The 1,443-nt window shown below is 68.7% G+C and carries 2 protein-coding genes; both read right to left on the reverse strand.

Annotated features, from left to right (window positions below):
* Positions 1-1,118: endo-1,4-beta-xylanase (locus tag ACM2XV_RS15220; RefSeq protein WP_487027553.1), on the reverse strand; the 1,118-nt coding region annotated here is incomplete at its 3' end.
* Between the two features lie 115 nt (positions 1,119-1,233).
* Positions 1,234-1,443, reverse strand: a 210-nt coding sequence (locus tag ACM2XV_RS15225) for a hypothetical protein (protein ID WP_487027554.1), incomplete at its 5' end; no start/stop codon positions are given.

Below are 1,443 nucleotides of genomic sequence, written 5' to 3' on the forward strand. Positions count from 1 at the left end.
TCGAGGTCCTTCTGCAGCGTGTAGTACGCCTGCTTCGGCTGCTGGTTCACGTCGTACAGGCACGCGTAGCCCTCGCCGCTGAAGGTGCCCGGCACCCACGAGAGCGAGTCGGTCCACCCCCACACGGTGAACGAGATCACCGCGGGCACCGAGATCGCGGCCTGCAGCATCGCCGAGTACTCGAACGGCTGCGCGAACTGGGCGAGGCTGTCAGTCGGCACCTGGGTGGCGGCCGCGTCGACGAAGGTGCGCACGTCCGCCTCGGTCACCGCGACCTTGAAGCCGGCCTTTCCGAAGCGCTCGAGATCCTGCTGGAACCGCTGCGGGTCGAAGCCGTACTGGGTGTCGAGGTGCGCCTGCGTTCCGATGCCGTGGATCGGCACGCCAGCATCCCGCTGCTTTGTCGCCCACGCGTAGACGGCGTCGCTCTTCGCGTTCGTGCCGTCCTCACCGGTCACGTTGTAGTCGTTGTAGAACAGCAGGGCATGCGGGTCGGCCTGGTGCGCCCACTTGAACGCCTGCGGGATCACGGATTCCCCGAGCTGCTGGATCCACCAGTCGTTCGGGTTGATGCCCGACGGGTTCGCGTCGGTGAAGAACTCGTTCGCGACATCCCACTGCCAGATGCGGCCCTTGTAGCGGCCGACCTCGGTGAAGATGTGCTTCTCGAGCAGGGCCCACAGCTTCGACTTCGTGATCGTTCCGGCCGCCACGCCGTCGGTCAGCCACGTCGGCAGCTGGTTGTGCCAGAGCAGCGTGTGCCCGCGCACCAGCTGGTGGTTGGCCTTGGCGAACGCCATCAGCTGGTCGGCGTCCGTCCAGTCGTAGCTGCCCTGAGACGGCTCGACCGTCTGCCACTTCATCGCGTTCGCGCCCGTGACCACCGAGAACTGGCCGCCAGAGACGGCCGCGAAGTCGGTGATGTCCTGCGGGGTGAGCGCGCTGCCGATGGGCAGATCGATCGCGGCACCGAGCGCCCGCAGCGACTGAGGGTCGCCGCTTCCCACGGGCTTCGGGCCGCGCGCCGGACTCGCGAGGGCCGGCGCCGCCCCGATTCCGCCTGCCACCATCGCTGCTGCACCGAATGCGCCCATCGCGAGCACGCTGCGTCGTTCCATTTCCCTGCCTCCAAGTACGTCGTTGTCTTGGTGCCGACCGCGCCATTGCGGTCGGGCAACTCGGTCAGGCTACGTGCCCCTATTACGGGGGTCAAGCAACAAAACCGCGGACGCCTCACGCGGTCGTCGCCGCGACCCGCGCCAGCATCCAGCGCCAGACGGGCTCGAGCACGGGCCGGCGATCGGGTCCGAGCGGAGTCGCATCGCTGATCACCCGGTCGTGGGCCTGACCCGGCGTTCCGAGGGGAAGCGTCGTGCACAGGCCGTGCGCTCCGGTAGGCAGCCGTGCCGGAGCGCCGGGGCGGATGCCGAGGGCGCGCCAGCT

The sequence above is a fragment of the Gryllotalpicola sp. CP2-P1 genome, assembly GCF_057512245.1.